Source organism: Xaviernesmea oryzae, from assembly GCF_900109605.1.
Classification (GTDB): domain Bacteria; phylum Pseudomonadota; class Alphaproteobacteria; order Rhizobiales; family Rhizobiaceae; genus Xaviernesmea; species Xaviernesmea oryzae.
In genome coordinates, this window is record NZ_FOAM01000011.1 from 74,673 (window position 1) to 97,362 (window position 22,690).

General features: G+C 63.7%; 22 protein-coding genes. 13 read left to right on the plus strand and 9 right to left on the minus strand.

The genetic code is table 11. From position 1 onward, the window contains the following. Position 1: 1 nt before the first annotated feature. Together BMX61_RS14790 and BMX61_RS14795 are read right to left on the minus strand one after the other, a co-directional pair. Positions 2-688, minus strand: coding sequence for a fumarylacetoacetate hydrolase family protein (locus tag BMX61_RS14790; protein ID WP_075626501.1), 687 nt, complete (start codon positions 686-688; stop codon positions 2-4). 216 nt (positions 689-904) lie between these two features. Next, a complete protein-coding gene (locus BMX61_RS14795) occupies positions 905-1,108 on the minus strand; it encodes a hypothetical protein (RefSeq protein WP_075626500.1) in 204 nt (67 codons plus the stop codon). Between the two features lie 311 nt (positions 1,109-1,419). Between BMX61_RS14795 and BMX61_RS14800 the strand changes: the two genes are divergently transcribed. From BMX61_RS14800 to dusA, 3 genes are all read left to right on the plus strand, one after another. Beyond that, positions 1,420-1,668, plus strand: a complete 249-nt coding sequence (locus BMX61_RS14800; RefSeq protein ID WP_075626499.1) for a hypothetical protein — start codon at positions 1,420-1,422, stop codon at positions 1,666-1,668. Between the two features lie 9 nt (positions 1,669-1,677). Next, entirely contained in the window at positions 1,678-1,983 is a 306-nt protein-coding gene (locus BMX61_RS14805; RefSeq protein WP_075626498.1) for a DUF982 domain-containing protein, read from the plus strand. A gap of 425 nt (positions 1,984-2,408) precedes the next feature. Then, entirely contained in the window at positions 2,409-3,494 is a 1,086-nt protein-coding gene (gene dusA, locus BMX61_RS14810; RefSeq protein ID WP_075626497.1) for a tRNA dihydrouridine(20/20a) synthase DusA, read from the plus strand. A 282-nt stretch (positions 3,495-3,776) separates the two neighbouring features. On the opposite strand, the gene BMX61_RS14815 is transcribed toward dusA, so the two are convergent. Further along, positions 3,777-3,986 (minus strand): cold-shock protein, encoded by a 210-nt coding sequence (locus tag BMX61_RS14815; RefSeq protein ID WP_075626496.1) that lies wholly within the window; start codon positions 3,984-3,986, stop codon positions 3,777-3,779. Positions 3,987-4,301: 315 nt separating this feature from the next. On the opposite strand from BMX61_RS14815, the gene BMX61_RS24325 reads away from it, so the two are divergent. From BMX61_RS24325 to BMX61_RS14825, 3 genes are all read left to right on the plus strand, one after another. Continuing rightward, positions 4,302-4,661, plus strand: a complete 360-nt coding sequence (locus tag BMX61_RS24325; protein WP_139198938.1) for a hypothetical protein — start codon at positions 4,302-4,304, stop codon at positions 4,659-4,661. Positions 4,662-4,881: 220 nt separating this feature from the next. Then, positions 4,882-5,493: a J domain-containing protein gene (locus BMX61_RS14820; protein ID WP_075626495.1), complete on the plus strand. Its 612-nt coding sequence runs from the start codon at positions 4,882-4,884 to the stop codon at positions 5,491-5,493. Between the two features lie 405 nt (positions 5,494-5,898). Then, complete coding sequence (locus tag BMX61_RS14825; protein ID WP_075626494.1) at positions 5,899-7,089, plus strand: calcium-binding protein; 1,191 nt, start codon at positions 5,899-5,901, stop codon at positions 7,087-7,089. A 202-nt stretch (positions 7,090-7,291) separates the two neighbouring features. On the opposite strand, the gene uvrB is transcribed toward BMX61_RS14825, so the two are convergent. From uvrB to BMX61_RS14840, 3 genes are all read right to left on the minus strand, one after another. Further along, positions 7,292-10,276: an excinuclease ABC subunit UvrB gene (gene uvrB / locus BMX61_RS14830; RefSeq protein ID WP_075626579.1), complete on the minus strand. Its 2,985-nt coding sequence runs from the start codon at positions 10,274-10,276 to the stop codon at positions 7,292-7,294. 84 nt (positions 10,277-10,360) lie between these two features. After that, positions 10,361-11,605 carry an MFS transporter gene (locus tag BMX61_RS14835; RefSeq protein WP_075626493.1) on the minus strand — a complete coding sequence of 415 codons (1,245 nt, stop codon included), beginning with the start codon at positions 11,603-11,605 and terminating at the stop codon, positions 10,361-10,363. A 348-nt stretch (positions 11,606-11,953) separates the two neighbouring features. Then, a complete protein-coding gene (locus BMX61_RS14840) occupies positions 11,954-12,331 on the minus strand; it encodes an acyl-CoA thioesterase (protein ID WP_075626492.1) in 378 nt (125 codons plus the stop codon). A gap of 306 nt (positions 12,332-12,637) precedes the next feature. On the opposite strand from BMX61_RS14840, the gene BMX61_RS14845 reads away from it, so the two are divergent. The 6 genes from BMX61_RS14845 to BMX61_RS14870 all read left to right on the plus strand — a co-directional run bounded on the left by BMX61_RS14845 (position 12,638) and on the right by BMX61_RS14870 (position 19,221). Further along, positions 12,638-13,450 carry a hypothetical protein gene (locus BMX61_RS14845; RefSeq protein ID WP_139198939.1) on the plus strand — a complete coding sequence of 271 codons (813 nt, stop codon included), beginning with the start codon at positions 12,638-12,640 and terminating at the stop codon, positions 13,448-13,450. 221 nt (positions 13,451-13,671) lie between these two features. Next, positions 13,672-14,901, plus strand: coding sequence for an extensin family protein (locus BMX61_RS14850; RefSeq protein WP_075626578.1), 1,230 nt, complete (start codon positions 13,672-13,674; stop codon positions 14,899-14,901). A gap of 303 nt (positions 14,902-15,204) precedes the next feature. After that, positions 15,205-16,461: a multidrug effflux MFS transporter gene (locus BMX61_RS14855; protein WP_075626490.1), complete on the plus strand. Its 1,257-nt coding sequence runs from the start codon at positions 15,205-15,207 to the stop codon at positions 16,459-16,461. 150 nt (positions 16,462-16,611) lie between these two features. Then, a complete protein-coding gene (locus tag BMX61_RS14860) occupies positions 16,612-17,424 on the plus strand; it encodes a MipA/OmpV family protein (RefSeq protein WP_075626489.1) in 813 nt (270 codons plus the stop codon). Positions 17,425-17,536: 112 nt separating this feature from the next. Then, the gene (locus tag BMX61_RS14865; RefSeq protein ID WP_075626488.1) at positions 17,537-18,463 is read left to right on the plus strand and encodes an ABC transporter ATP-binding protein; all 927 of its coding nucleotides are present in this window, start codon (positions 17,537-17,539) and stop codon (positions 18,461-18,463) included. Next, positions 18,460-19,221, plus strand: coding sequence for an ABC transporter permease (locus BMX61_RS14870; protein ID WP_075626487.1), 762 nt, complete (start codon positions 18,460-18,462; stop codon positions 19,219-19,221). Before BMX61_RS14865 ends, BMX61_RS14870 begins: the two co-directional genes overlap by 4 nt. Positions 19,222-19,425: 204 nt before the next feature. Here the strand turns inward: BMX61_RS14870 and BMX61_RS14875 are convergent, their stop codons facing one another. The 3 genes from BMX61_RS14875 to cobS form a co-directional block, all read right to left on the minus strand. Further along, positions 19,426-20,127, minus strand: a complete 702-nt coding sequence (locus BMX61_RS14875; RefSeq protein WP_075626486.1) for a retropepsin-like aspartic protease family protein — start codon at positions 20,125-20,127, stop codon at positions 19,426-19,428. Further along, complete coding sequence (locus BMX61_RS14880) at positions 20,124-20,327, minus strand: DUF1289 domain-containing protein (protein WP_075626485.1); 204 nt, start codon at positions 20,325-20,327, stop codon at positions 20,124-20,126. Before BMX61_RS14880 ends, BMX61_RS14875 begins: the two co-directional genes overlap by 4 nt. 212 nt (positions 20,328-20,539) lie before the next feature. After that, positions 20,540-21,313, minus strand: a complete 774-nt coding sequence (gene cobS / locus BMX61_RS14885) for an adenosylcobinamide-GDP ribazoletransferase (RefSeq protein WP_075626484.1) — start codon at positions 21,311-21,313, stop codon at positions 20,540-20,542. A gap of 264 nt (positions 21,314-21,577) precedes the next feature. Between cobS and cobT the strand changes: the two genes are divergently transcribed. Continuing rightward, entirely contained in the window at positions 21,578-22,597 is a 1,020-nt protein-coding gene (gene cobT, locus BMX61_RS14890; RefSeq protein ID WP_075626483.1) for a nicotinate-nucleotide--dimethylbenzimidazole phosphoribosyltransferase, read from the plus strand. Positions 22,598-22,690 lie beyond the last annotated feature (93 nt).

Sequence of the window (22,690 nt, forward strand, 5' to 3'; positions counted from 1 at the left end):
TTCAGGCAACGGTCACGGTGAAGTCGGGCAGGCCATCAATGCCACAAGCGATGACATCGCCGCGCGCCACAGGGCCGACACCGGCCGGTGTGCCGGTCATGATCAGATCTCCCGGCGCCAGCCGGAACAGCTTCGACAATTCGGCGATGACCTCCGGCACGGTCCAGGTCATGTCTTCCAAATGGCCTTCCTGACGAAGCGTGCCGTTCTGGCTCAGCCAGATCCGTGCCTTCGGGTCGAGTGCCAGCGTTTCCGCTGCGACGATGGGCCCGATCGGCGCCGATGCCTCGAAGGCCTTGGCCGCCGCCCAGGGCTTGCCAGCCTTCTTGGCGTCGGCCTGAAGGTCCCTGCGGGTAAAATCGATGCCGATGGCATAGCCGAAGATTTTCGAGTTGGCATCGGCGACGCTGATATCGCTCCCGCCATCCTTCAGCGCAACGACCAGCTCCACCTCGAACTGAACATCCTGCGAATGTCCAGGATAAGGGAAGGCCGTGCCTTCGAGCAGGCAGTTATCCGGATTCTTCTGGAAGAAAAACGGTGGCTCGCGGGTAGGATCCTGGCCCATCTCACGGGCATGGGCGGCATAGTTACGGCCGACGCAATAGACACGACGCACCGGAAAGGCGAGCGGCGAGCCGGCGATGGGAAGGAGCACAGGGGCGGCGGGTGGAAAAACGGTCTGCATGGCGAGGTCCATTGGCTGGATGTCGGGTGTCAGGATGCGTGGCCATGGAGGCCTATCATCACCCTGCGCGTACCGCCATCCTTGCGACGAACAGCCTCGAGGCGCAACCTTTCGCGGATGCGCCTCGCGATCTTTCACTTCCGCCGGCCATGCCCCACTGTTTGCGCAACAGCCACGCTAACTTATGCCAGCTCTGGTCGTTGAAACGGCGCGTCCTCAGCCGCAGGCGTAGGCCTGTAGCTCTTCCCGCGTGATTCGCATGGGGCCGCGCCGGCTCTTGTCATCGGGATTTGTATATTCCAGTCGTCCGGCAACCGGCAATTCCAGGGCTTGGCGAACCGTCATGATGCCGACGTCCTGTCGCTCGTTCCCACGCTTCAGGCTGACTTCAACGATTCTGGTCAGATGCTCCGCATTCATCGTGCTTCTCCCTCGTCCGTGCAATTGGTTATGAAGCGCGTCCGAATTCCTCAGGCACAGTTACTGACACGATCACGGTATTTATGAGGCGCCTCATGATCAGGATGACACAAGCTTCGCGTGCCGCAAAGTGAAAATTTTGCGTCAAATACCTGTTGAGCGCGTCTGCAATGTGTTAGTTCAGTATAAACAAGCTATACCTAGTGCATTGCACAATATACCGCAGCGCACAGCGGCTTCTTCCTCTGCCATGGGAACCGGTCGCTCAGTTTGGACGTTCATCATGGTCTACAATTAAAAGCGAGACGGTGATGACCTCTATCGGTGATTTGAGAACCGGCTTTACCGGCGACGTCGAGCGCAAGGATAGTCTGGGCGAACGGGCCTCTGGACTGGCCCAGGCGACCAAGGATGAAATCGGGGCGGTGGCTGCACATGCGCAGGACCATCCTTCCGCCACGGCGGCCTCCGCCCTGACCATCGCCGTTCTCGCCTTTGCAGCCGGCTATTTGTTGGGACAGAGCCGGCGCGACGACAGGATTTATGAACGCTTCTGGTGAGGACGCATCATGGACAATCGCGGATCGAAAGACGGAATAACGATCAAGAAGCTGCAGTGGTCACTGCCGATCGCGCTTCATCACGCAGGCGCAAGCCAGGAAGTCAGCGGCCCTTCCGAGGCCTTGGATTGGATGAGCCGGAACTGGCCGGATGCCCGCGGTCCACGCTACGTGGCTGCCCGGTCGCTCTGCCGCGCGGCCATGAGCGGGCGTAAGAGCCCCGAGGAGGCGCGGGACATGTTCCTGTCGGCCGCCGAGGAGGCCCGCCTCTCTGCCTCCGTTGCCTCGGCTGCCTTGCGCGCCACCGAGCACTGATGTTTTCACGCGTGGCATGCGCACCGGCTGGTATCTTCACGATTCCAGCCGGTCTTGCGGCGACCGTCTTGAAATTTTCCGCAGTAATCAAGCTCTGTGCTTTCGCACGAGTGGCGTTGTCAAATTCCTGCTCGCTACCTATCGGCTCGGTGTTGAGCTGCTTCGGCGAGACACGCCGGCCGGACTTGTTCTAGAACAACCCGATATCTCCCCGAGAGACCTTGCCATCTCGCTTTATCCGTCTTTGCGCCGTATAAGCCGGTCGTTCAAGGGGAGCGTTTTGGCTCCGTGATCGTCTCCATCGCTTTTGCTACAAGTCTCCCGATCTTGCTACAATGTAGCACTATCATCAGCGGAATGGGCAGGGAGGCGAGGGCACAAGGAAAGTCGGATATGAACGAAAGCCGAATGGACGGGGACAGAACATGAAAGCGCACTATTTCAGTGCCCCCGTCTTCGCTGTCGCCCCAATGATCGACTGGACCGACCGTCATTTCCGGAGTTTCGCGCGGACGATGACGCGTCATGCGCTGCTCTATACGGAAATGATCGTGGCCGATGCGGTGCTGCGCGGCGATCGCCAGCGGCTGCTCGGCATGGAGGCGCCGGAGCATCCGGTTGCGCTGCAGCTTGGCGGCAATGATCCCGCAAAACTGGCGGAGGCCGCGCGGATCGCGGTTGACTTCGGCTATGCCGAAATCAACCTTAATGTCGGCTGCCCGTCCGATCGGGTGCAATCCGGCATATTCGGGGCCTGTCTTATGCTCAACCCGGCGCTGGTGGCCGATTGTGTGGCAGCGATGAAGGCAGCCGTTGCGCTGCCGGTGACGGTGAAATGCCGCATTGGTGTGGATCAGCAGGAGCCTGAGGAGGCCCTGCGCGGTCTCATTGACGCGGTGAGCGCAGCTGGCGCGGATGCGGTCTGGGTGCATGCCCGTAAGGCTTGGCTTGAGGGGCTGAGCCCGAAGGAAAACCGCGAAATTCCGCCGCTCGACTATGATCTCGTATCCCGGGTAAAGGCGGAGAGACCGCAGCTTTTCATGGGTCTGAATGGCGGGCTGCAGACGCTCGATGCGGCGCTGGGCATGCTTGATCAGGTGGATGGTGTCATGCTCGGCCGTGCGGCCTATCACGATAGCGGCCTGCTGTCGGCCGTCGATGCCGCCTTTCCGGGGCTGGACGGACCGTCCATCGGTCAGCTTGCGCCTGCACAGCCTTTGACCCCGCGAGGGCATCGCGCCGATCCCGCCTTCTGGCAGAATGTGGCCGAGCGCATGGCCGACTATGCCGGGCGTCACCTTGCCAGCGGCGGACGCCTGATTCATGTGACCCGCCATATGGTCGGCCTGTTTCAGGGATGGCCGGGCGCCAGACGCTATCGTCAGATCCTCTCGTCCGAGGCCGCAGCGGCTGGTGCCGGTCCTGAGGTCATTCTCAAGGCTTTCGCAGCCGTTCTCGGGGGCGAGGAGCAGGCTTCGATCGGGCACGACGGTCTGTTGGCAACTGGCTGACTGGTCTCTGGCACGCAAGCAGAGAGGCGGAGCGCGCTTGCCTATCGGAGAGGGTAAGCAGGGCCGTCGATCTATAGGCAGCAACCGACTGGTCTATGCGGCTGCGCGAGCGAGCTTGACCGTACTGAGCATGGGTTTTGCAATCACGCTTCGCCGATCGATGCGAGCCGCCGTGCTGTATTTTGCTCAGCCGTTCATGGCGGGCGCATGAAAAAGGCGAGGGGATGCCTCGCCTTTTCCTTTAATCTGTCGCGCTGGCCGGGGCCAGCGGCGGGGCGCCTGTTAGGCGCGGATGTTGACGGCCTTCGGGCCCTTGCCCATGCGGTCCGGCTCGGTGTCGAAGGTGACCTGCTGGCCGTCCTTCAGGGTCTGGATGCCAGCAGCCTGCAGCGCGGAGATGTGGACGAAAACGTCCTTGGCGCCGCCTTCCGGCGTGATGAAGCCGAAGCCCTTGTCCTGGTTGAAAAACTTAACGGTGCCCTTGGTGGCCATGGGAAGATGTCCTTTGATCCCTTGAGTGTCTTTGCCAATCCCCCGCTGGATGCCCTTGCGGGGCGGGGGCCTGGCGTAGTTTTGCCCGGCGGCGCTGAAAACAGCACAAGCCTGGCGGTAGTCTGGATGTCCACGTACGGGAGGAAAGAACGTCTACGTTGGAGGCTCCAAGGGCGCGGGCTTGCCCGCCGCACTCATGCTTCCTACCGCTTTCGCCGGGGCTGTGCCGAAAACCTGCCGTCGTGAACGACGAGCTGAGCTTCGACCGGCAGCGGCCCCAGGCGGGCGGCAAACCACATCGGTCCAGTCTCCGGGATGAAACGCCCGAACGGCGTGATTTCTGACAGAAACCTGCTGATCTGGCAAGGTTTTTCTCCCGCGAGGCGGGAAAAGCGGCGGTCCGCATGGGCTGTTCGGTCAGGCTGGCTGAGCGAAATCCGGCGACATCGCGGCATTCGACGCAAAAGCGTCGTTTTCCAAGACGAGGTTCCGGCTTCGGTCAGGTTGATTCTGTCGCGTGCAGGCAAGGCGCAATGGGGCATCGATATCAGGGCATTCTGCCTGTGGTGCGGCGGGACGGCGGCTTTTGCACAGGCCTATGTTCCCCTGCGGCTTCAAGCTCTTGCGGCAATGGCATTTGACGAACGGGGGCATGCGGGGCGGAAAGCGGCTTGATGTCGGCGCCCGCTCGCGGTACCCCATGGAGACGCCCTGAACAGTCTGCCGGGACGAATGCGGCATGACCGGCCAATGGCCGAGAACGGGTTCGCATCGCTGGCTTTTGGCCTGGGCGAGCGGCCTGATCAGACGAGAGTGCGCATGCCCTTGTGGCGCGCCGGAAGAAGGGGCAAAGCGTGCCGCCAAGGACGATGCGAAGCGTGAAGGAGTGGGCCTGTTGATCGATCCCTATGAGCTTTTGGGCCTGGCACAGGGCGCGGATGCCGAGGCGATCCGTGCCGCCTATCGCAAGGCCGCCAAGGCCGCGCATCCGGATGCGGGTGGCGATTCCGAGGCCTTTGCCCAGCTCCAGACGGCCTATGAGCTTCTGCAGGATCCCGTGCGCCGTCGCGTTTACGACGATACCGGCTTCGACCCGGAACTGGCCGATCCCAAGGCGCTCAAAGGGCTCATGATGCTGGAAAATCTCGTCAACGACATGATCCTGGACGAGCGTGAGCCCGGCAGCTTCGATCCGGTCGCCGCCATGCGGCGCAAGCTTTCGGACGATATCGTCAAGAGCCGCTTCCACATTCTCGAGCTGGAGCGCCACCGCACGCGCGTGCGCCACCACATCGACCGTCTGGGGCGCCGGCCGGAAACCGATGTGCTCGGCGCCATGCTTACCGCCCGCGCCGCCACCATCACCGAAGCGATCCGCTCGGCCGAGCTGCAGATCGAAGCGATCGAGCAGGCCTATGAAATGTTGTCCGGCTATTCCTACGAGCTGGAAAACCCGCCTGTCATGGCGGTCGAACGTGCCGAAACCGAGCCTCAGGCCGCAGAGTAGGCCGAAGCCGGCGGGGCTTTTATTGCACAGCGGCTCTGTTCCCGCGGTTTTGCGCGCGACTTGAAGGCTGTTGCGATCTTTCCGATTTGCTCTGGCCGACAAAGCCACCATCCACACGACAGTGCTAAAAAACAAACAGCAGGTTGCACGAGCGCGCAGCCTGTGGTTCTCTGCCGCGCATTCCTGCTCAGCCGAGAAGGATAAAATAGAGCTTACACATTCTTCCATCGTCCTGCGGCAGTGGACCTGTGCAAGATCTGCCGGATCGCCCTCAAAAGTCTCAGAGCGCCGGCCCGGCAGATGGCTGGCCCTAGCCGTAAGCCGATGATGGGAGAAAAGAGGAAAGGATTGAGCCGGCCGACGCAAGCGTCGTGCCATGGCTCGCAGAGATAAAGGGAGATGTCGATGATCGGCGGCAATGTCAAACTTGAGCTGCTCTATCCCACGGTAAACGAAGCGGCGATCTATCCGGTCGTCAAGCCAGTCAGCGATACGGCGGTGGAATTCACGCCTGAGGATCTGCACCCGACGGGCCGTTCGCCCGTAGCCGTGACCCATGACATCACCGGATCGACTTACACGTTCACTGTCGTCGATAAGAATTTCTGGTTTTTCGACGCACCCTCCGGCGCGAAGGCCGCCAACACCTATGTCCTGACCTTCGATGCGCTGGGCGGGACGAGCGGCATTAGCCTGCTGAACGCCGACATCCTCAAGAACGATATGGGCTTCAGGGCCTCCGACATCACGGCCACGGGCAACCAGCTCAGCATCAATCTTTCCGGTCATGCGCATGCATCGCAATCGCAGCTCGGGCTGCAGCTCGGCTTCCTGGTTCAGGGCACCGGCAATGCCGACGCGCTCTCGGGCATGGAAGGGCGCGACAGGCTGGAAGGCGGCGCTGGCAATGACCGGCTGACCGGCGGGGCGGGCGCCGATCAGTTAATCGGTGGGACGGGAAGCGACACCGCATCCTACGCGACTGCCGCCTCCGGCCTGATCGCCGACCTGACGAAATCCGCCAACAACACCGGTGACGCCGCTGGGGACAGCTTCGATTCCATCGAAAATCTGGAGGGCTCCGCCTTTGCCGATCGGCTGACGGGCTCAGCCGAGAAGAATATCCTGACCGGCGGCGCGGGCGACGATACGCTCTTCGGTCTCGCCGGCAATGACAGTCTCTATGGCGGCGATGGCAATGACAGCCTCGACGGGGGCGCCGGAAACGACCGGATCTTTGGCGAGCTTGGCAAGGACATTCTGACCGGCGGAGCCGGCAAGGACATCTTCTTCTTCAAGACGATCGGCGATTCCACCGCCACGGCCGCCGGCCGCGACACGATCACCGACTTCTCCGGCAAGGGCGGCGACAAGATCCACCTCGCCTTTATCGACGCTGACACCACGCGCGCCGGCAACCAGGCCTTCGACTTCATCGGCACCAAGAACTTCACCGGCGATGCGGGCGAGCTGCGCTATAAGAAGCTCGGCGGCGATGTCTACATCTATGCCGATGTCGACGGCGACAAGAAGGCCGATTTCTCGCTGCATCTGGATGGGGTGACCGAGCTGCAGAAGGGGTATTTCTTCTTGTGACTCTGGAAGGCCTGTCGAAGCATAAGGGCGCGCTCTGATTGCGCAGAAAGCAGATTATCCTCGGCGTTGTGCCGAGGATGCTAAACTGTTGGTGACCGGGTAGTTTAACTAATCTTCAGGTCCGGTCCGACCAAAACGGTGCGGCTTTTGAAGCAGCTGGAGCGTCGACCTCTTCGAGGTCGAAAGGCGCTCCAGCCGTCAATCACCGCCCCGGCCGTCCCGTCTTGCCCTTGGTCCGCCCCTTGCGCTTGACGTCGCCCGGATCCTCGTAAGACCCGACGCCCGCCTTGCCGCGCACCAGCGGGCGGGGGTCGTCAGTGGCGCGTTCGGGCTGGCCTTCCAGCACGGGCGAAAAGCGCTTCTTGGTGCTGAGGCTTTCTTCCGGTCGGTCGGGCAGGGCGCCGGTGACGGGTTTTTCCGTGCGGCCGACGGTCATTTCGTCCAGCGTGTTCTTGCGGAAGAGCGGACGAGCCGTGTCGGTCCCCGGGCCCATATCGTCGAGCGAGGGCTTCTGGAACAGCGAGGTCGACTTGGCCGGGGCGCTGGCGCTTGAGCTCTTGCCCTCCTGGCTCCTCGCCTCGTCGCGCGCGATCGGGTCGTCCATGACGGCGAGTTCGGCGGCCTTCAGACGCTTGATCTCGTCGCGCAGGCGGGCGGCGGTCTCGAAGTCGAGATCGGCAGCGGCGTTGCGCATCTGCTTTTCGAGCGCTTCCAGATGGGCGGCGAGATTGTTGCCGACGAGATGGCCGCCGGAGGCGAAGCCCTTGCCCTTGGCGCCCGATATATCGGCACGCACATGGTCGCGCTCGTAGACCGAGTCGAGAATGTCGGAAATCCGGGCCTTGACCGATTCCGGCGTGATGCCGTGCTCGGCATTGTAGGCCATCTGCTTCTCGCGGCGGCGGCTCGTTTCCTCCATCGCCCGGCTCATGGAGCCGGTGATATTGTCGGCATAGAGAATGACCTTGCCATCGACGTTTCGGGCCGCACGCCCGATGGTCTGAATCAGGGACGTTTCCGAGCGCAGGAAGCCTTCCTTGTCGGCGTCGAGAATGGCGACGAAGCCGCATTCGGGAATGTCGAGGCCTTCGCGCAGAAGGTTGATGCCGACGAGCACGTCGAAGGCGCCAAGGCGGAGATCGCGGATGATCTCGATGCGCTCCAGCGTGTCGATGTCGGAATGCATGTAGCGCACGCGGATATTCTGCTCGTGCAGATATTCGGTCAGATCCTCGGCCATGCGCTTGGTCAAAACCGTGACGAGGCTACGATAGCCCTTGGCGGCGGTCTCGCGGATTTCGCCGAGCACATCGTCTACCTGGCTCTTGGCCGAGCGCACCTCGACCGGCGGATCGATCAGGCCGGTGGGGCGGATCACCTGTTCGGCGAAGACGCCGCCGGACTCTTCCATCTCCCACCCGCCCGGCGTGGCCGAAACAGCGACCGTGTCGGGGCGCATGGCGTCCCACTCCTCGAAGCGAAGCGGGCGGTTGTCCATGCAGGAGGGCAGGCGGAAGCCATATTCGGCCAGCGTCGCCTTGCGCCTGAAGTCGCCCCTGTACATGCCGCCGATCTGCGGCACGGTGACGTGGCTTTCATCGATGAACAGCAGGGCATTGTCCGGAATATATTCGAACAGCGTCGGCGGCGGCTCGCCCGGCTTGCGGCCGGTGAGATAGCGCGAATAGTTTTCGATGCCGGCGCAGGAGCCCGTGGCCTCCAGCATCTCGATATCGTAGCGCGTGCGCTGCTCCAGCCGCTGGGCTTCCAAGAGGCGGCCGGCCTTTTCCAGTTCGGCGAGCCTGAGCCTCAGCTCTTCCTTGATCGCCTTGATCGCGCCGTTCAGCGTCGGGCGCGGCGTGACATAGTGGGAATTGGCGTAGATCTTTACTGATTTCAGATCGCCGGTCTTCTGGCCGCTCAAGGGATCGAATTCGGAAATCGAATCGATCTCGTCGCCAAACATGGAGATGCGCCAGGCGGCATCTTCCAAGTGGGCCGGAAAGATCTCGATCGTATCGCCCCGCACGCGGAAGGAGCCGCGCTGGAAGTCCATTTCGCGCCGCTTGTACTGCTGGGCCACGAGGTCGGCCAGGAGTTGGCGCTGGTCCAGCCGGTCGCCCACCTCCATCTGGAAGGTCATGGCCGTATAGGTCTCGACCGAGCCGATACCGTAAATGCAGGAGACCGAGGCGACGATGATCACGTCGTCGCGTTCCAGGAGCGAGCGGGTTGCCGAGTGGCGCATACGGTCGATCTGCTCGTTGATCGAGCTTTCCTTCTCGATGAACGTATCCGAGCGCGGCACATAGGCTTCCGGCTGGTAGTAGTCATAGTAGGAGACGAAATATTCGACCGCATTCTCCGGGAAGAAGTTCTTGAACTCGGAATAGAGCTGCGCCGCCAGTGTCTTGTTCGGCGCGAGGATGACGGCGGGGCGCTGGGTGGCCTCGATCACCTTGGCCATGGTGAAGGTCTTGCCCGAGCCGGTAACGCCGAGCAGCACCTGGCTGCGCTCGCCTGATTTCAGGCCCTCCACGAGGTCGGCGATCGCGGTCGGCTGGTCGCCGGAAGGCTGGTATTCCGTAACCATGCGGATCGGCACGCCGCCTTCGGATTTTTCCGGCCGGTGCGGCCGGTGCGGCGTCCAGAGCTTGCCGTCCTTGAACAGCGGATTGCCGCTCTCGATCAGCTTGCTCAGCGCGTCGACCGTCGCGGTCACGGCACTTGGCCCTTCAAGTCCCGCATCGTCGGGCATGGTGCCGGCCTTGCCTGCCTTGCCCTTTGCCGTCTTGCCAGCCGGCTTGGCGCCAAAGCCCAGCGCTTCCGCCTGCTCCAGCGTGACATCCAGGCCCGCCACCGGGTTCAGCCCGGCGGCTGCGCGGGCCTTGGGATCGGACGAGCTGCCCATGGAGGTTCCGCGCGCCGATCTGGCGGCGGGCTTTGCCTTGGCAGGCGGAGCAGCCGCATCGCGCTGCTTCTCGCGCGCGGCGGCCTGTTCGACCTGCTTGCGGTGTCGGCCGGCGCGCGAGGCGACGTCATGGCGGGTCTCGATGCTCTCGGCCTCGGCCATACGTTGCAGCTCCTCCGCCCAGTCGGCAACATTGGACGAGAGCGGCATGTCGGCGTCGAAGGAGGCCTGCGGCACTTCGCCGAAGCCTGCGGAATTTTTCGGGGATCTGGCCATGGCGGGAATATGGAGGGAGTCCGCCGGAAAGAAAAGGGTCCGGCGGAACAAAGCGGGATCAATTTTGCCCTGGCGCGGTCCTGTTCATCGCGTGCGGGCTGGCGGGGCGACATCACGGCGGAAGAGCAGGAAGGGGATGAGCGCGATCAGCGCCACCGCTCCATGCGCCCAGTAGGCGGCGTGGAAGCCGTAGCTCTCCGTCAGCGTGCCTGCAACGATGTTGGAGGTGGAGGCGCCGATGCCTTGGACCGTCATCACCGCTGCCAGGCCGACATTGAAACGGCCCGTGCCGGAGAGGATGCGTTCGGCCGCCACAGGCGTGGCGATGCCGATCAGGCCGGCACCGAGGCCATCCAGCACCTGCACCGGATAAATCATCCAGAAATTGTCGATGCTGCCGGCAATGGCGCCGCGGATCGGCAGGGCGAGGAGGCCGATGATGAAGATCGAGGCGAGGCCGAAGCGGCGGATGAGGAAGGGAGCGGCCACCGCAGCACCGATCATCGTCAGCTGCGCGACGCCGGTGATCAGCGCCGTGGTGCGGAAGGGCGTGCCGAGCTGAACCGAGAATTGCTGCGCGACCAGCCGGCTGATCGGCGCATTGCCGAAATGGAAGACCAGCATGATGACCGCCAGCACGATCAGCCCGCGCGAGCCCGCCAACACGGAATAGCCCGAGGGGCCTTCTTCGCCCTCGTCATGGCCGAGCCCACGCGCCACCTTGTGGTCGATCTTTTTCGGATCGATGGCCAGCGTGGCAGCAACCGCACCGATGGCAGTCGCCACCATCAGCACGACAATGCCCGGAAGGCCGTAGAAGGTCGCAGCGAAGTAGACGCCGGCGAGCGACGCGACATTGCCGGCATGGTTCCAGAACTCGTTGCGCGATACCTGGTGCGGAAAGGCGGCTTCGCCGACCAGCCCGAGCGTCAGCCCCATCAGGGCCGGGCCGATCACCGCGCCGACGATGGCGGTCACCGTCTGGCCGCCAACCACGACAGCCATGTTGGGCATGGCCAGCGTCCACAGCGCGGCGGCGGTCACCAGCGTCACCGGGATGATGACCAGCAGACGCTTATAAGGGGAGTTATCGACTAAGGCGCCGAAGAGCGGGGTGACGGCCATGCCGAGCACGCCGCCAAAGGTGGCAATCATGCCCAGCGAAAAGGGCGACCAGCCCTGCGTTGCCAGGAAGGCATCGAGAAAAGGTCCCAGACCGTCTCGTGCATCGGCGAGAAAGAAATTGACGAAGGCAAGGGCGACCAGCGGTGTCGCGACCAGGGCAGCGCCCGTGTTGCGCGGCAGATGCAGGGCGGCGTCGTGCGACATGAGGACCTCGATCAGAGCATAGGCCGCGACAGCGCCGGCGGGCGAGGGCGGCGGGTGGATCCGTTTGGCGTTTCTCCACCTGTGCGCCAGGTCCGGATCATGCAGGTCACCTCGACAACCGCATCCTTCCCGTCGCCCGGCGGCAGGCTGTAGCGGCAACTTCCGCGGGCAGGCTTCGGGTGCAGCGTCGCAGAAAAGCGTAAGGTGCTGCTTCAGTTCCGCATATTCGAATATTTTTTGAGGCTTGTGCCGCTGTGGCCGATACCGCACGCGGTAGCATCGCTGCTGGCAAGTGCGAGGGGCCGCCGCCGTCGGACATATCGTTCGTAGTCTTTCAGATCGAGCCGGCTATTCCGCCGGCAGCGGTTTCGGCTTGCCGTCATCGTCCAGCGCCACCATGACGAAGGTCGCTTCGGTGACCTTTTCCAGGGCCCGGTGGCGGTTGCGCTGGGCCCAGGCTTCGACATGGAGGGTGATCGAGGTTCGGCCGACGCGGGTAATGTCGGTATAGACATTGAGCGTATCGCCGATCTTCACCGGCAGATCGAAGGCCATTTCCTTCACCGCCGCCGTGACCACGCGGCCGCGCGCCCGTTCGGCGGCGCGAATGCCGCAGGACAGGTCCATCTGCGCCATGACCCAGCCGCCGAAAATGTCCCCTGCCGGATTGGCGTCGGCGGGCATGGCGAGTGTGCGAAGGGTGAGTTCGCCGGTGGGCTTGGTCATGGGTCTTCGGTCTCCAGAACGGTTCGGGGCGGACGGCGTGACGCCTGGCGAGCCAGAACGGTCCGCCTCGCGTCCAGGCGCCTTGTGACGTCGGGCGCGCGGGTGGTGCCGCAGGCCGTCTGCGAGACACAGTAGAGCAAGCAGAATGGCAGAGAAAAGCCCTTTTTCGCCGCCATTCTGATCGCCGCACAAGAGCGCGGTAAAAGGGGGCCTTAAACCTGAACATCCTGCGGGAGATCAGCCTCACGCAAAGACGACTTTATATCGTAAATTATTAACTTATTATCTTCGTGAAGGATGGTTTCGATGTCGATGATTTCAGCCTTTAGACATTATCGCATGGTGCGTTCGGGTGGCTACAACCTTGCGCAGAACAGTGACGACGCAACGAAGACGACGGCGAAGGCAAACGACTCCGGCGCATCCGCGCTCAGCCGCCTGCGCGCGTGGTCCGTCACCACACCCCGATCCGCGACACCATCGCAATCGACAGCCGCAACGTCATCCTCCAGCAGTTCCGCCGTGAAGACCATCCGGATGGACAGCTCCACGCAGCAGGCGGTGGATGCCCGCGCGCTTCTCGATGCGGCCTACCAGAAGCGCGGCAAGAAGGCGGATGAAACGGCAACGATCAATGACTGGCACAACAAGATCGGGCTCGGAACCTTCGATCGCGGGGCGCTGCAGGCGATGATCGTCAATCGCGGCGGGCTGTTTTCGAAACTCGAAGTCGATGCCGCGCAGATCGAAATGCAAGGCCGCAAGTCGGCGGCCATCTTCTCGGCCGACCCGACCGGTCTGCAGAAAGCCGCCGCCGCCAAGGCGTCGATCGATTTCCTGGATGCCGGTGGCGATGACGAGAAAGCCAGCTTCGCCTGGGCCGAGGAGCGTGCATCCGCGCAGATCGACTACAAGGCTGCGACCAAGTCCTCCAGCAGCAAGGCCGCCGATGTCACCAGCAGCAATTCCATCGTCAAGCTGCTGGTGGCTGCGCGCGAGGAAGCTACGGTGGCCGGCAAGTCGGCGGCCGACTATATCTCCATGCCATCCTATCAGAAGGCGGTCGACCTCTCGCAATTGATCAACCGCAGCCGGTCGTCCGTTTCCTGGACGCTGTGAGGCGCGCCTTGCCAACAGCGGTGTAGCAAGTAAGGAAACATTTACCCTGTTGGCCGATCCTGGTGCGCGACAGGCCTGTGCCATGCCGGCGTCTCATAAAGGACCCATCGGCACCGCAGCTTGGGCAGCGACGATCATCGGATGGGCCCATGCGCTTCAAGGACAGATTGACATCGGGCGTCTTGGCCCGTCCGCCGCTTCCGCGCCCGGCTTTGGCTCTGATGGAGCTTGGACCGGTGCGCCGAGGTGCAGCGCCGGGCTGCAGTCTGGTGAGGAAGGCGGGTTTCGTGGCGCTGCTGGCAGTGCTCTCGGCCTGCACCTCCGAGGGGCTGGAGCTCGAACCTTCCGCCCGGATCGATCCCGAGCGCGCGGCGCCGGTAAGGTCCATGACGGGTGCGGCACGCGGCATGCCGACCGTGGAACCACCGCCCGGGCCTGCTTCCGCGCCCCTGTCCGCGCCCGAGCCGGAAGAGCAACTGCCGCCGGCGTCATCGTCTCCAGGCTATCCCGGCCAGGCGGCCTCGGCTGGCTATTCCGGCCGGAGTGCTGCGGCCGGTGTCGATATCGATGGCATGCTGGGCGAGCCCGCGATCACCGGCCTTGCCGAGGAGGAAGCCGGGCAGATCGCCGAGGGTCGCACGAGCCAGCCGGTGGTCGATGGTATCGGCGGCAAGGTGCATGCGCTCCCTGCCAGCCGCCGCGCCTTGAAAAGCGAGGCCGAGCCGGCGATGGATTCAGACCTGCCGCCGCTGATGCCGGCTTCCCGCCGCTCGGCTGCCGAAGCGCCTTCGGGCCCGTCGCCGGGCAGCCCTGCCGGCGCGGACCAGGTGGCATTCATTCCCCGCCTTGCGCCGAAGAGCGATGCGCCGATGTCGCTGCCAGCGCCATCAGGCGCGCTCCCGGCCGATGAGGTGGCCTGCCGCCGCCAGCTCGACGCGCTCGGCGTCGTCTATCGCGCGGTGCCGCCGATCGCCAAGGGCCCTGCCTGCGGCATCGACCATCCGGTGCAGCTCTCGGGCCTTTCGGGTCAGATTGCCGTCAGCCCGGCCGTGACGCTCAATTGCCGGACAACGCTCGCTTTCGCCGCTTGGGTCAAAAACGAGCTCGCTCCGGCGGCGCGCCTGCGCTATCTCTCCGGCATCGCCGTGGTCAAACCGCTCGGCGGCTATTCCTGCCGAACGATGAACAGCCAGCGCGGCAATCCCATGTCGGAGCACGCCCATGGCAATGCCATCGATGTCGGTAAATTCGTGCTCAAGAGCGGCAAGGAGATCGACGTGCGCAAGCCCGGCTTCTTCGCGTTCCGCGAAAAGGGTCTGCTGAAGGCGGTGCGCGCCGATAGCTGCAAATATTTCAATACCGTGCTCGGCCCGGGCAGCGACCCGCACCACAAGGATCATTTTCACTTCGACCTGCGCGAGCGCCGCTCCGGCTATCGTCATTGCGACTGAGCGGCTTGAAGAGCATCCGGTTGCCGCGCGGCGCGGAGCGCTGGACAAAAAAAGGCCGGCATCATGCCGGCCAAAAAGGAACGGGACCAAGCGCAGAGGGGACTGCCGACGAGGTCCATGCAGCGAATCTGGTGTGCGCAGCTTCGCAAGGCGGACCCTGCACCGGCGGCGTCACGATTTGATGACGAAGACGCGACGGGATGATGACGGCAGCGATAGTTCGTCCATCAGCATTCCTGCATGCTTGCTTTCGCTTTCCGCACCGGCCTGATAGGAAGAGCCGACGCAGCGAGGCGGAGACTCATGCAGCCTGATCCCGGATTTCGCGAGCGCATCGCGCTCTACGCACTGCTGACGGCGATGACCTCTTTCAGCATCGATGCGCTTCTGCCGGGGCTGCGTCAGCTGGGTGCGGAACTCGGCCCCGCGCCGCCGCTGTCGACCCAGCATGTGATTTCGCTGTTCAAGTTCGGCATGGTTTTTGGCGAGCTTTGGTTCGGGCCGCTCTCCGATGCGCTGGGCCGCCGGCGATCCCTGATCATCGGCCTCTGTCTTTATGTGGCGGGCAGCCTGATTGCCATGTGCGCCCCCTCTCTGCCGCTGCTGATCCTCGGCCGGGTGCTGCAGGGCATCGGCGTGGCCGGTCCCAAGATCGCCACACGGGCGATGATCCGCGATCAGTTCGAAGGCGATGCCATGGCGCAGGTGATGTCGCTGATGTTCACCCTTTTCATCCTTGTGCCGATGCTGGCGCCCGTGCTCGCCCAGGGGCTGATCGTCCATGCCGGCTGGCGCAGCCTCTTTGCCGTCTATATCGGGTTGGCCGTGCTGGGCGGTGCCTGGCTGCTGGTCCGCCATCCCGAGACCTTGCCGCGCGGGCGGCGAATCGCTTTTCAGCCCGGCCTTCTCTGGCGCAATGGCAAGCGCATTCTTGGCTGCACGCGCGTCACGCTCCTGATCGCGGCAACCGGCTTGGTCTTCGGCGCCCAGCTTCTCTACCTCAGTATTGCACCGGACCTGTTCTTCGATCTTTACGGGATCGGCGATCGCTTTCCGCTGTATTTCGCCGGTCTCGCCGCCGGCCTCGGCCTTGCCTCCTTCGTCAATGCCGCCTTGGTGCGCCGCTTCGGCATGGAGGCCATGGCGTGGGTTGGATTTGCCGGCCTGGTGTTGTCGGGCATGGCGCTGCTGCTGGCAACGGTGCTTTCGGCCGGCCGGCCTTCGCTCGGTCCGTTCATGGGGCTGATGCTCTGCGCCTTCTTCGCCATCGGCATTCTCTTCGGCAATCTCAATGCGCTGGCGCTCCGCTCGCTCGGCCAGATCGCAGGCCTCGGCGCATCGCTGATCTCCGCCGGCTCCAGCCTGGTCTCCACGCTCTTTGCCGTCGCGCTCGGTCGGTTCTACGATGGTACTGCCTATGGGCTGGCGGCAGGCCTGACGCTGGCCGCGCTGGGCAGCTCCGTGCTGTTCGGCCTCTCGCTGCACGCCGATGCAAGCCCCGTGGTGCCGGTGCAGGCGGGCGATGTCGGGCGAAGTGCCCATCCCGGCAATGCGGCGTGACTATGCCTGACCTGTGATGCGCCGATCTGGAGCTGCTGCCCGTCCGCCGACCTAAACAAGGTGGATCACGCTTTAACAAAGGCGGTTAAGCGGGTTTTAAGAGCTGCCGGCGAATAGATGGTCGGTCAAGATTGTTTGCGTATAAGAGGTTTGGCCCGCATGAGACTGCCCGCCCGCTCGCTCATCGCTGTTCTCATCGCCGGCCTCCCGCTGGCTTCGGCGAAGGCGGGCGATCATCTCTGGTCTGGCGACTGGTCGTTGACGCTCGGCGGCTCCATTGCCAATGGCCCGTCCTTTTACGGCGCGCGCGACCGCAAATTCCTGTTCTCGCCGATCATCGCACTCGGCAAGCAGGGTAAGGTCGAGCGTTTCGTCTCGCGCAATGACAGTGCCAGCCTGCCGCTTTACGAGTCAGACCGGGTGCGGTTCGGCGTTGCCGCCCGCCTGCTCTCTGCCCGCGACGACGGCACCTCCGGCGATCTAAAGGGCCTGTCGGAGGTCAAGTTCGGCGGTGAGGCCGGCGTCTTTGCGGAGGCTTATCCGGCTGACTGGCTGCGTGCCCGCGCCGAAGTGCGCCATGGTATCCGCAGCCATCACGGCACCGTGGTCGATCTGCAGGTCGATGCCTTCACCGATATCACCTCGACGGTTCGGTTGTCCGGCGGCCCGCGCGCCACCTATGGGACCTCCGCCTTCGGCCGCGCCTATTACGGCGTCAATGACGAGGAAGCCGCCGCCTCCGGCCTCGCGCCCTACGATCCGGCCAGCGGCTGGCAATCGGTCGGTGCTGGCGGCGCCTTGACCTGGAAGGCGACGGACGCCTTGGAAACCAGCGCCTTCGTCGAATATCGGCACATGGTCGGTGTGGCCGCCGACAGCAGCCTCGTGCGCCAGAAAGGCTCGGACAATCAGCTGACCGTAGGCCTGTCGGCCAATTACCGCTTCGATTTCACGCTCGATTGAGAATCCGCAAACCGGGGTGATTTTTGTCGGAAATGCGGCGTGGCATGTTGGCCGGATCGGTTTCGAGCGCCATATGTGGCGGCGACAGACCGCTTCCAAGGACATTCCCCCCATGCCCCCCATCGTTTCCGTCTCCGGCCTGGTGAAGACCTATGGCAATGGCTTTCAGGCGCTGAAGGGCATCGATCTTGCAATTGAAGAGGGCGAGATCCTCGCGTTGCTCGGGCCCAATGGCGCGGGCAAGACCACGTTGATCTCGATCATCTGCGGCATCGTCAACCCCTCCGGTGGCAAGGTGCTGGTGGGCGGTTTCGATGTCGTCAAGGATTTTCGCCAGACGCGGGCGATCATCGGCCTGGTGCCGCAGGAGCTGACGACCGATCAGTTCGAGACCGTCTGGAACACCGTGTCCTTCTCGCGCGGGCTGCATGGCAAAGCGGCCAATCCCGCGCATATCGAACGGGTGCTGAAGGATCTTTCGCTCTACGACAAGAAGGACAACAAGCTGCGCGAGCTTTCGGGCGGCATGAAGCGGCGCGTGCTGATCGCCAAGGCGCTGGCGCATGAGCCGCGCGTTCTGTTTCTGGACGAGCCCACCGCCGGCGTCGACGTCAATCTGCGCAAGGACATGTGGAAGGTGGTGCAGCGGCTGCGCGAGAGCGGCGTGACGATCATCCTCACCACTCATTACATCGAGGAGGCGGAGGAGATCGCCGACAGGATCGGCGTCGTCAGTGGTGGCCAGCTGCTGCTTCTGGAAGAAAAGGCGGCGCTGATGAAAAAGCTCGGCCGCAAGACACTGGCGATCGAGTTGGCCCAGCCGATCCCGGCGGTTCCTGAGCAGCTTTCGGGCTTCAATCTCCGGCTGGAGGAGGAGGGGCGGCGGCTGATCTACGATTATCACGCCTCCGGCGCGCGTACCGGCATCACCACGCTTCTGGCGGCGCTTGCCGAAGCAGGCCTGACGCTCAAGGACATTTCGACCCGGCAAAGCTCGCTGGAGGATATTTTCGTGGAACTGGTGGAGGCGGGCCGATGAACGGGCAGGCGATCAAGGCGATCTATCTTTTCGAGATGGCGCGGATGCGGCGCACGCTGCTGCAAAGCGTCGTTTCGCCCGTCATTTCCACCTCGCTCTATTTCATCGTCTTCGGCGCGGCAGTCGGACAGCGCATCCAGGAGATCGACGGCGTGCCCTACGGCGCCTTCATCACGCCCGGGCTGATCATGCTGACATTGCTCACCCAATGCGTGAGCAACGGCGCCTTCGGCATCTATTTTCCGAAGTTTACGGGCACGATCTACGAGCTGCTTTCCGCGCCCGTCTCCATGGCCGAGGTGCTGATCGGCTATGTCGGTGCGGCGGCGACGAAAGGCATGATTATCGGCCTGATCATTCTGGCCACGGCTTCCTTCTTCGTCGATATCCGCATCGCTCATCCCCTGATGATGGCGCTGTTCTTCGCGCTTACCGCCATCACCTTTTCGCTTCTGGGCTTCGTCATCGGCATCTGGGCGAAGGATTTCGAGCAGTTGAACCTCATCCCCATGCTGGTCGTGCCGCCGCTCGTCTTTCTCGGCGGCAGCTTTTATTCGATCTCGATGCTGCCGCCTTTCTGGCAGGCTGTGAGCCATGCCAATCCGGTGCTCTATCTGATCTCGGGCTTCCGCTGGTCCTTCTACGAGATCTCGGAGGTCGATCCGATGATCAGCCTCGCCATCATCGTCGTCTTCCTCGCAATCCTCTCGGCGCTGGTCACCTGGATCTTTCGCACGGGTTACCGGCTGCGGGAGTAGACGGCGACAGGGCGGGGACGGTAATTTGTCGGGCCGCGCTCTCATCTGCCTGCCGGCATCTTATCCCCGTCGGCATGAAGAGACATGGAAGCAGCCGCTTGCCTCGAATGCGACAGATCTCTGTGGCAAAAGCCTCCTGTGCCCACTTGGTGGGAGAGGGAAGGGTGAGGGGGCTCGGCGTAGCCCCACCTCCCTCGGCGCTGGCTAATCTCTGAGCCTAAGCTCGTTGGTCTTCATCTGCAGCAAGTCGAGTGTCGAGAGGAAGCTCATGCCGAGCAGGCTGCGGTCGAGCCGGCCTTTTTCGGCCACAAGCGCGGCCACGCGCTGGCGCTCGATCGGGCCGATGGCGATGCGATCGAGCGTGATAGGTGCGGCGCTTGCCTCGCCATTGGCGGTCAGCACACGGCGCGAAAAGGTCAGCCTATCAGGCGAAAGTCCGAGCCGTGTCGCGTCCTCGAAGGACAGGGTGACGGCGCTGGCGCCGGTATCGACCAGCATGCGCAGCGTCTTGTCGTCAACCTCGACATTGGCTTCGAAATGGCCGTCCATCATCTTGCTGAGCACGACCTCCTGATAGCCCTCATTGTCGGTGAAGACGGCGGCATAGCCGGGCATCATGCCGCCGGCAAGCCGCTGGCCAAAACCCTTGAGATCGCCGCTATAGATATAAGCCACCACAAGCGCCAACAGGATCACCAGCCAGATCAAAAGGCGCTGCATATTCTGGCCGAACTGCATGCGACCGCGCCAGAGCCCGGCCCCGATCAGCGTGAGGATCGCCGAAAGCGAGATCAGCCGCGCGAAGGCGTCATTGCCGAGCCCGAGCGTCTGGCCGCTTTGATGATTGAGGAGAAGAGCAAGCAGGCCGAAGCCGAGAATGGCAAGACCGATCACCCGCAGCTTCATGATGCAACCTCCAGCCCCGCCACCTGCGGCGGCACAAGACCCGCCGCGTCCCGGCGCGCGGGCAGCTGCGCCATGATGCGACCGCGTTGTGCATCGTCAAGCCCGGACCAGGCTCCGATTTCCTCCAGGGTGCGGGCACAGCCGAGACAAAGGCCGGTGGACGGATCGATCGAACAGACGAGGATGCAGGGCGAATGCAAGGCGATGAACTTCCTGGCGAGGCGAGGGCCTCCTGAACGGGATGCGCCGCAGAGAGCCTTGCCACCACCAACGGGTCAAGCTCCGCTCTATCGCGCGCAACCGATCTAAGACTCCCTCGAAGGCGGGACTATGGCACTTCATATAAGGCAGCGCGCGGCAATCTCGAAGGCCCGAGCACAACTGCGTGACCGCTCTCTCTCTGCAGACGCCGCTACAGCGAAAGCGCCAGTGCGGCGAGCAGCGCGGCCTCGCTGAGTTGCTGTGTTGCGCCAATGGTGTCGCCGGTATGGCCGCCGAGGCGGGTGCGGATATAGCGGGTGAAGAGATGGGCCGTTGCGGCGCAAAGCACGAGGGCGAGCACGGCGGCGCCTGACGATGGCGGGGTCAGGGCCAGAAGAACGGCGCCGGCACATGCGAAGCCAGCGGCCATCCGCACCGATTCTGTTTCAGGCTGCCCTGCCCCGGCCGCTATGCCCGATGGCCTGGCGGGGCCGAGCGCCTGCCAATGATAGAGCATGGCGAAGCGGCTGATCCCGGCGGCGAGCATGATGGTGATCACCAAGGACAAAGGTGGCAGCACCGCCATCAAGGCCGCGAGGCTTGCGATCCTCAGGCCCAGGACGAAGATCAGCGCCAGCCCGCCATAGCTGCCGATGCGGCTGTCCTTCATGATGTCGAGCGCCCGCTCGGCCGTCTGTCCGCCGCCGAGCCCGTCCGCCGTATCCGCCAATCCATCTTCATGCAGGCCGCCAGTGATCAAGGCCATCAGCGCCATGGCCAGGAAAATGGTCACGAGCGGCGGGGCCTGTATGGCGGCCAGCAGCCCCGCCAACATGGCCGCCGGCGCAGCGATAATGGCGCCGGCCAAGGGAAAGGCGCGCACCGTGCGCCCCATGCGGCCGTCGTGACCGGCAAAGAAGCGGTCCGCCACGGGCAGGCGGCTTAGAAAGGCGATGGAGCGGGCGATGTCGTCGAAAAAAGACATAGTGAAAAACCGCCTTGCTCAGGGCCGTCAGGCGCTTGCCTGCGAATCCCTGCGATTGTGAAACCTTTGTCCGCGAGATCACGGCCAATCCCTTCGCGATGTCAAATTCATTCCGGCGCGCGCGCCTGCCGTGAAAAGGGAATTTCCATTCGGGTCGGCATGGGCTAAAGCGCCGCGATACGGGCCGCTTGCTCCTGTTCTCCTCATGGCTCTGAGGAGGAGCAAGGAGATGCCGGTGCCGGACGAACGAGAAGGACGAGTAATATGAGTGCCAGCGGGCTGCCTTTCGACGATTTTCGCGAGCTTCTGCGCGCCCTGCCGGGGCCGGATGGCGCGGCCCTTTCCGCCGCGCGGGCGCGCGACCAGGACCTGACCAAGCCGCCGGGCGCGCTTGGCCGGCTGGAGGAAATCGCCTTCTGGCTCGCGGCTTGGACCGGGCGTGCACCGGCGGTCACCCGTCCGCTGGTGGCGATCTTTGCCGGCAATCACGGCGTGACGAAGCATGGCATCACCCCCTATCCATCCAGTGTCACCGCGCAGATGGTGGAGAATTTCGCCGCAGGCGGCGCGGCCATCAACCAGATCTGCGTCGCCTATGATCTCGGCCTCAAGATCTTCGATCTCGCGCTCGATTATCCCACCGGGGATATCACGCAGGAAGCCGCCCTGTCGGAGCGCGATTGCGCGGCCACCATGGCCTTCGGCATGGAAGCGCTGGCCGGTGGAACCGATCTGCTTTGCGTCGGCGAGATGGGCATCGGCAACACGACGATCGCAGCCGCGATCAATCTGGCGCTTTATGGCGGTAGCGCCGCTGATTGGGTCGGCCCCGGTACCGGCTCGACCGGCGAACTCATGGCGCGCAAGGTCGCAGCTGTGGAACAGGCCGTGGCGCTGCATCGCGATCACCTTGCCGACCCCTTGGAGGTGCTTCGCCGGCTCGGCGGGCGCGAGGTTGCGGCCATGGCGGGGGCCATTCTGGCGGCCCGCATGCAGAAGGTTCCGGTGATCATCGACGGCTATGTCGCCACGGCGGCCGGCGCCATTCTACAGGCGGTGAACCCGGCTGCCCTCGACCATTGCCTCATCGGCCATGTCTCGGCCGAGCCCGGCCATCTTGCCGCGATCCAGAAACTCGGCAAGACGCCGCTGCTGGCCCTTGGCATGCGCCTTGGTGAAGGGACGGGCGCAGCCATGGCGGCCGGCGTCGTCAAGGCCGCCGCCGCCTGCTATTCCGGCATGGCCACCTTTTCCCAGGCCGGCGTCAGCGGCGCTCAGGCCTGATATTCGTCAGGGCAGGGCAGGCGTCTGCCTTGCTCTGGCTCCCCGTCCGTTTGGTTGTGGCGATCGCGTTCGATGAAAATCGATGCCGGTCAC